This window comes from Fictibacillus aquaticus, assembly GCF_002245695.1.
GTDB classification, from domain to species: domain Bacteria; phylum Bacillota; class Bacilli; order Bacillales; family Fictibacillaceae; genus Fictibacillus; species Fictibacillus aquaticus.
Map to the genome: position 1 here is coordinate 1 of NZ_NOII01000022.1, position 7,262 is coordinate 7,262.

A 7,262-nucleotide genomic window follows, 5' to 3' on the forward strand; every position below is an offset into this window, starting at 1 on the left:
GAACTGGTTAAAAAGGAAACACGCTATCCTCCTTTCGTTAAAACTTCTGTTGCAGCAAAAGTAAAAATGCATCGAAGCGATAAGCCTGATATTAGAGGCACCTTGTATTTCACGTTAAAACGCAGCTCAATTACTTCCGGATGGAAAATAACGAAAATTTCACAAAAATAATAGAATACGTATATTTTTGTTATAAATTATTTAAATGTTCGTTTTTTGCCTTGTTTTTTCGGTTTATTCTTGGTATATTTACCAACGGATAAAGAAAAAAACTCCCGGGAGGGGTTAATATGAAAACGAACTATGATGTGATTGTTGTCGGTGCGGGTCCTGCTGGAATTTTCGCTTGCTATGAGCTTGCTGAAGTAATGCCAAACGCTTCTATTTTGCTTGTTGATAAAGGACACGACATTTATGCGAGGCACTGCCCTATTTTGCAGAAGAAAATAAAGAAATGCCCTCCTGCCGCTGGAAGAAAAGAATTTGCCGGCTGTCTGCCCGCTTGTTCGATCACGAACGGCTTTGGAGGAGCCGGCGCTTATTCAGACGGCAAGTTCAATATTACCAGCGAATTTGGCGGCTGGATGACCGATTACTTATCAGAAGATCAGGTCGTGGAGCTCATTCAGTATGTAGACAGCATCAATTTGAAGCATGGCGCTACTGACAGCATCACTGACCCGCTTACAGAAGAAGTCCGTTCTATTGAAAAGCGTGCTTATGCAGCCGGGTTAAAGCTGCTGCGTGCTCAGATCCGCCATTTAGGCACAGAACAAAACCTAGAAATACTCAAAAGCATATATGAATATTTGAAAACAAGAATTGATATGGCATACAAAACTGAAGTAGAAGATATCGTGACAGAACGCGGTCCTGAAGGTCATACGGTCAAAGGCATCACACTGAAGAACGGGGAAACGGTTTCCGCTGAAAAGGTCGTGATCGTACCGGGACGCGACGGTTCAGCATGGCTCACAAAACTGCTTCGTAAACGCCGCCTAAAGGTAAGCGCTAATCAAGTGGATATCGGTGTACGAGTGGAAACAACGGATATTGTCATGGAAGAGATAAATAAAAATCTGTATGAAGGCAAGTTTATTTTCAATACATCAGTCGGTACTCAAGTCAGGACATTCTGCTCTAATCCGTCTGGGCACGTAGTAGTTGAAAACCATTCTGGCATCATGCTGGCAAACGGCCACGCCTATAAGGATCCAAAACTCGGAAGCACAAACACGAACTTCGCTTTGCTTGTTTCTCATAAATTTGATGAGCCATTTGAAGAGCCTACCGAGTATGCGCATGAAGTATCCAAACTCGCCAACCAGCTTTCTTGCGGCGGGATTGTAGTTCAGAAATACGGCGATATATTAAGAGGGCGCCGTTCTACTGAAAAAAGAATAAAAGAAGGTTTCATCCGTCCTTCATTAAAAGAAGCCGTACCAGGCGACCTCGGTTTAGTTCTTCCCTACAACACGATGAAGAGCCTGATTGAAATGACGGAAGCTCTCGATAAAGTTACTCCGGGAATGGCATCAGAGCATACACTCTTTTACGGAGTTGAAGCTAAATTTTATTCTGCACGCCCAAAGCTGAACAGCCGTTTTGAGTCCGAGATCAACGGGCTGTATGTCGGCGGAGACGGAGCAGGTATCACCAGAGGCCTCGCTCAGGCAAGTGCATGCGGCGTCTGGATCGCCCGCGACGTGGCTGCAAAGCTGAAAGAAAATAAAGAACAGGGGTACGGTACGATTCAGGAGCTCCCGGGTGTGCCAGAACTTGTATAAACTGATTTACAGGTGCCGCTTTCTAATAACGAAGACTGCACCTGTTTTTTCAAAAAAAAAATGGCCGCTGAATCTGATGATTCAGCGGCATTTTCATTAGTTTTCTGTTTTCAGTTTAGAATTTGATGTGATCAGCGTAATACCGTATCCAATACATGCACCGAGCAGTGCTGGAATAAGCCAGCCAATGCCTTCAGCATAAAGCGGAATCGCGCTGTACATCTGCTCAATCACGCCTATGTTAATGCCGGCAGCCTTTAATCCATCTGCTGCACTTACTGCAGCTGTCAGAAGAAGCGCGCCTTGGTATACCTCTGCTCTCCCCTTGAATCTTTGATGGAAAAGAGAAAGGATGATCAAAACGATAGCCAGCGGATAAATTGCCGTCAGAACAGGGACTGATACTGCGATCAACTGGTTCAGTCCGATGTTAGCAACTGCCAGGCTGAATACGGATATGATGAGCACAGTATTTTTATAAGATAATCCTGGCAATGCTTTAGCTGCGAATTGCGCACAAGCTGTTACAAGACCGATAGAAGTGGTTAAACATGCTAAAATAACAGCTGCACCTAGCAATACATTTCCTGACGCACCAAACAGTTCATAAACAACATTCGTTAAAATTTCGCCGCCATTTTCAGCTGCCCCAAGCGACTGACTGGTCGCGCCAAGATAAGCAAGAACAAAATACACAGCAGCGAGGCAGAAGCCTGCGATCAAACCTGCTTTGATAACCATGCCCGTCACTAGCCTCTCAGAGACACCATTCTGCTTTACTGCATTGATGACCACTATCCCAAATGCAAGAGCACCTAATGTATCCATTGTTAAATATCCGTCCATAAATCCTTTTGTCATCGGGCTGCTGCGGTAAGCTTCTGCGGTAGAACCAATAGCACCAATAGGATCGATAAATGCTTTTATCATAATGACACCGATGATAATAAGAAGTGCCGGTGTAAGAATATTGCCGATACGATCCACAAGCTTAGATGGATTCAAACAAAGCCAGTATGTTACACCAAAGAAAACGCATGTTACAAGGAAAAGCGGGAGCGGCTGTGCTGCTGCCTTTTCAGATAAAAACGGCACAACACCCATCTCGTATGCAACATTGCCTGTTCTTGGAATACCGAAAAGAGGACCGATTGCTAAATATAATATGAACGGGAAAACGAGTCCAAATACCGGATGAACCCGGTCTGTCAGCTCTTTAAGACCTCCGCCAGTAACAGCCATCGCAATGATTGCCAGTAACGGAAGGCCGACTCCAGTAATAAAGAATCCCACCATAGCAGACCAGAACTCTTGACCTGCTGACTGTCCGATCTGCGGCGGAAAGATAAGATTTCCTGCTCCAAAAAATAAAGCAAAAAGCATAAGCCCTACTGAAATCGTGCGTTTATTCATTGTAAACTCCTCCTGTTGCGATGCACTCCCTCGAAACACATTACCAGATTTTCACGGTTTGTGTTTAGCTATGCGAAACATTTTAGATAATGTAAATGCGATCGAATTTTGTCGAATTATTATTGCACTATGTAGTTTTAACATAGAACAAACATAGCGTCAATATTCCGACATAATGAATTTTCAAAAAGTTCAATTTTATAATGCATTATCAATTTTCAACAGGAAAACATTTTTATTTATGGAATTTATTCGTCTATCGTTTTGCGAAATCCGTAAAACGGCCTGAATCCTAACTGCTCATAATAAGATTGAGAGGAACTTGAAGCAAGAATTTCCATTCGAGTGGTTGGATAGGCTTCATGAACATGCCGCAATAATCTTTTACCAACACCGGACTTTCTATATGAATTGCTTATTAATAGCTCACAAATATAAAGAGTGATATGCGTATCCGTCATCCCTCTCAAATACCCGATCACCGTTTCTCCAGCACACGCGACGCAGGATGCGTTCGAACGCGACCATGCACCTTTCGTTTCTCCGCCTCTTTCCACTAATCCGCTCCATCCCTCTGCTGCGTTTAACTGCTGAATGTACGGAAAGTCACTTTCTTCATAATCTCTAATAATGATTTCGTGTTTTACTTGTGTTTCCACACTTTCTCCTCCTAAATATAAGGTTTAAAAAAGGAGAGCCTCTAAGGGCCCTCCAAATCTGCTTTAATATTTTTCTGAAACCGATTCTTTCTTCTTATACCACACGAGCAGCCAGATCGCTCCGCCGATCAGCAGTGTGAAAAAAGCGTATAACCCTAAGCGGTGAATGACATCCATCGCCATATATATCTTTTGTGCCAGCAAGTGCCCGAGCATCACGAAAAAGAAACACCAAAAAACTGCCCCGCTATAAGCGTATAGTGCGAATGTTTTAAATGGCATAGCATACATTCCTGCAAAGTAAGCGGTCAAATGTCTGACCCCGGGAATGAAGTAGCCAAAAAACAGCGCTGCTTTTCCATATCGGTCAAAATACCGGTTTGTCCTATCTATATGACTGAGCGATATGCCGAGCTTTGGAGCAAGACGATCCAAAAGCGGCCTGCCAAACTTAATGCCGATGAAATAGCTCGCTGTAATACCGAGGAACGAGCCTGCAATCGCAAAAAATAGGACCTGTGCAAGTGACAGGTTCCCTGCCGCTGTTAAACAGCCTGCTGTTGCCAGAAGAATCTCGTCAGGAACCGGAAGACCTACAATACCAAGTGCAAGCAGTATAGAAAGGCTTATATAGCCGTACTGATGAATCAATTGCATGATTTCAAAATCCATGAAGTCACCAACTTTTTAAGATTAACCCACTTTCCATTGTAACTGATTTTTGAAAGAAAAGAAGGTTTAATTGTAAAATTGCCAAAAAATTGCTTCTAAAACAGCTAAGACCGCCCCTGCAGCCGCCATTTTTTCTGAGTTATTTAGAAAAATGCTGATTCACCCTTTTTATAGCTTTATCCTTGAATGTTCTCGTATTTAGGCTGTCCAACTGTACTTCTGATACAATGAATAGGAATATAACGCTGTCTTGAAATGGAGGAACACTTATGCCGATTGCAGACATTACCATCATTCCCGTCGGAACAGAAACACCAAGCGTCAGCAGCTATGTTGCTAAGATTCATCAAGTACTTGAACAGCACCGTGATCTTGTCAGCTATGAACTGACACCGATGAGTACACTTATTGAAGGAAAGCTTGAGGACCTGTTCTTTGTTATTAAACAGCTTCACGAGGTTCCTTTCACGGAGGGGGCTCAGCGCGTGGCTACAAACATCCGCATTGATGACCGGCGCGACAAGCTGAACACAATGGCGGGCAAAATGGCTGCTGTAAAAATGAAGCTGGCGAATCAGTAAATTGAACGAACCTTGCCAGCTTTTCTTTTATCAAACAAAAAGCTGGCAAGGAGCACAAACGCTCCCTGCCAGCTCTTTGTTTATGATGGACTCTCGACGGTCTCTTTTGCACTCTTTTCTTTTGATTTTTGAAACTCGATCCTTAAGTCGTCGATGCTGTTTCTTACGTTCCCTTTTCCAGACAGGTTTTCAATGATTTCTCTAACATCGATTCCAGATGAAGCCTTAAGTGACTCCTGCAGTGTGGACATCAAGTTAGTCGCATAGCTGGTCACCTTGTTTGCCCCGCCGTTTTCGCCGCTTGACCCTGTATCAACAACTGTGATTTTATCAATATTTCCAAGCGGTGCCGCTACTTCTTTAGCATAAGCTGGAAGCATTTTGACAACCATGTCAAGGACAGCTGCCTGACCGAACATTTCAAACGCTTCTGCAATTTTTTGCTTAGCTTCTGCCTCAGCGAGACCTTTCAGACGGATGACATCAGCCTCGGTCTCCCCTTTTGCCCGTTCAGCTTCTGCTTTTGATAGACCTTCTAAACGAACCTTCTCAGCCTCAGCCTTCGCCATCGCTTCGACACGGTATTTATGTGCATCGGCTTCTGCCACCTGCTTCCGCTTTTCCGCTTCTGCCGCCTGTTCAACGGAATATCGATCAGCATCGGCTTTCTTTTTCACTTCCGAATCATACTGCTTCTCACGGCGCATAATTTCTTTTTCTTCAAGCTCGATTTGCTTCTGGCGCTCTATAATCTGAACTTGCATCTGCTGTTCCGTAACTTCCTGCTTGGACTTTGCTTCTTCTAGATGGTACGCCTGGTCAGCCCGTGCTTTGGCAATATCCTGCTCGCGGCGGAATTCCGCTACTTTAAGCTGGTTCACTTTTTCAGCTTCAGCGACTTCTGTAGCGCGCTCAAGCTCAGAGCGTTTTGCTTCTTTATCAGCTTCGGCACGCTTGATGCGTGTCTCTTTCTCTGCTTCAGCCGTCGCAATATCCGCGTCACGCTTTACCTGTGCGATACGCGGCTTACCGAGAGCATCAAGATAACCGTTTTTATCACGAACGTCTTTAATGGTGAAAGAAACGATGATCAGACCCATCTTAGCAAGATCCTGTGATGCAACACGCTGCACTTCCTGTGAGAATTTCTCACGGTTCTTATAAATTTCTTCTACAGTCATGGATCCTAAGATTGAGCGCAAGTGGCCTTCGAGTACTTCACGTGCTTCGTTCTCACGGTCTTCTTTCGTTTTGCCGAGGAACTGTTCCGCAGCCGTTGCGATTTCGCCGATTGAGCTTCCGACCTTGATGATCGCCGTTCCATCCGCCATTACTGGAACACCTTGCTCTGTATATACTTCAGGAGTCTGCACATCGAGCTTACTCGTCAGAAGGCTGAGCGGCTTTGCTTGCTGGAAAACTGGCAGGACGAACGTTCCTCCGCCACGAACGATTTTGATCCTGTTTCCGGATTCATCGATATTGACGTTTTTAGAGCCGAGGAAGCTTCCCGTGACGATCAAAGCTTCGTCAGGGCTGGCCGTCCTGTATTTCGTGACAAAAACTCCAATAAGTGCGATCAGTACGAAAGCGGCAATACCGCCTGCGATAAGAATAGGTGTCATGTGTAAGCTCCTTTAATATAATTTTGCGGCCTGCTCGTATGGCATAACCTTCGCTATTCCTTTTTCTGCTTCAATTACGAGGACCTCGGTGCCTTCTGGGATCGTTTGGTTGTCAATGCTAACAGCGGTCTTCGAAATATGGCCGCTGATGCCATGTATCAATATCTCGCCGAACCCGTCCACAGGAATGCCAGTGAGAACCCTGCCTTTTCTGCCTCTTAGGTCGCTTTCCTGATAAGCTAGCGACTCTTCAGCGGTTGAAACTGGGACCAGGACAAAGACATGAAGCATCGCTGCCAATATTCCCGCACTAACTACAGAAGCTCCCATTATGACAAAGCTGTTAAGCGAAGTAAGTGATTCCAGCAGATAGCCTGCAGCTGATAAAAAGGTGAAAAACGACAGCAGCAGTGCTGGGTTCAGCCAGTCTGCAGCAGCTTCAATTACATCCCCAAGCAATACATACAATAATGTGAGACATCCAAAAAGAATGAGACCGGCTAAATAAATAGATGTAAGAGAATA

Annotated in this window: 7 protein-coding genes; 2 read left to right on the forward strand and 5 right to left on the reverse strand. The window is 44.6% G+C overall.

What is annotated here, in order from left to right:
• Positions 1-290: 290 nt before the first annotated feature.
• On the forward strand, positions 291-1,787 hold the full coding sequence (locus CGZ90_RS18470) for an NAD(P)/FAD-dependent oxidoreductase (protein ID WP_094253995.1): 1,497 nt from the start codon (positions 291-293) through the stop codon (positions 1,785-1,787).
• Between the two features lie 96 nt (positions 1,788-1,883).
• Here the strand turns inward: CGZ90_RS18470 and brnQ are convergent, their stop codons facing one another.
• The 3 genes from brnQ to CGZ90_RS18485 all read right to left on the reverse strand — a co-directional run bounded on the left by brnQ (position 1,884) and on the right by CGZ90_RS18485 (position 4,531).
• Positions 1,884-3,200 (reverse strand): branched-chain amino acid transport system II carrier protein, encoded by a 1,317-nt coding sequence (gene brnQ / locus CGZ90_RS18475; protein ID WP_094253996.1) that lies wholly within the window; start codon positions 3,198-3,200, stop codon positions 1,884-1,886.
• A gap of 248 nt (positions 3,201-3,448) precedes the next feature.
• Positions 3,449-3,859 carry a GNAT family N-acetyltransferase gene (locus CGZ90_RS18480; protein ID WP_240515483.1) on the reverse strand — a complete coding sequence of 137 codons (411 nt, stop codon included), beginning with the start codon at positions 3,857-3,859 and terminating at the stop codon, positions 3,449-3,451.
• A 63-nt stretch (positions 3,860-3,922) separates the two neighbouring features.
• Positions 3,923-4,531, reverse strand: a complete 609-nt coding sequence (locus tag CGZ90_RS18485; RefSeq protein ID WP_094253997.1) for a DedA family protein — start codon at positions 4,529-4,531, stop codon at positions 3,923-3,925.
• A gap of 269 nt (positions 4,532-4,800) precedes the next feature.
• Between CGZ90_RS18485 and CGZ90_RS18490 the strand changes: the two genes are divergently transcribed.
• Positions 4,801-5,112 carry an MTH1187 family thiamine-binding protein gene (locus tag CGZ90_RS18490; protein WP_094253998.1) on the forward strand — a complete coding sequence of 104 codons (312 nt, stop codon included), beginning with the start codon at positions 4,801-4,803 and terminating at the stop codon, positions 5,110-5,112.
• Between the two features lie 80 nt (positions 5,113-5,192).
• Here the strand turns inward: CGZ90_RS18490 and floT are convergent, their stop codons facing one another.
• Entirely contained in the window at positions 5,193-6,737 is a 1,545-nt protein-coding gene (floT, locus tag CGZ90_RS18495; RefSeq protein WP_094253999.1) for a flotillin lipid rafts scaffold protein FloT, read from the reverse strand.
• A gap of 12 nt (positions 6,738-6,749) precedes the next feature.
• The coding region (locus tag CGZ90_RS18500; RefSeq protein WP_240515484.1) for an NfeD family protein at positions 6,750-7,262 on the reverse strand (513 nt) is incomplete at its 5' end.

Bases quoted from the DNA above. Each gene is read 5' to 3' on its own strand.
- brnQ (WP_094253996.1), bottom strand. From the start codon at position 3,200: ATGAATAAACGCACGATTTCAGTAGGGCTTATGCTTTTTGCTTTATTT.
- CGZ90_RS18470 (WP_094253995.1), top strand. From the start codon at position 291: ATGAAAACGAACTATGATGTGATTGTTGTCGGTGCGGGTCCTGCTGGA.
- CGZ90_RS18490 (WP_094253998.1), top strand. From the start codon at position 4,801: ATGCCGATTGCAGACATTACCATCATTCCCGTCGGAACAGAAACACCA.
- CGZ90_RS18485 (WP_094253997.1), bottom strand. From the start codon at position 4,531: ATGGATTTTGAAATCATGCAATTGATTCATCAGTACGGCTATATAAGC.
- floT (WP_094253999.1), bottom strand. From the start codon at position 6,737: ATGACACCTATTCTTATCGCAGGCGGTATTGCCGCTTTCGTACTGATC.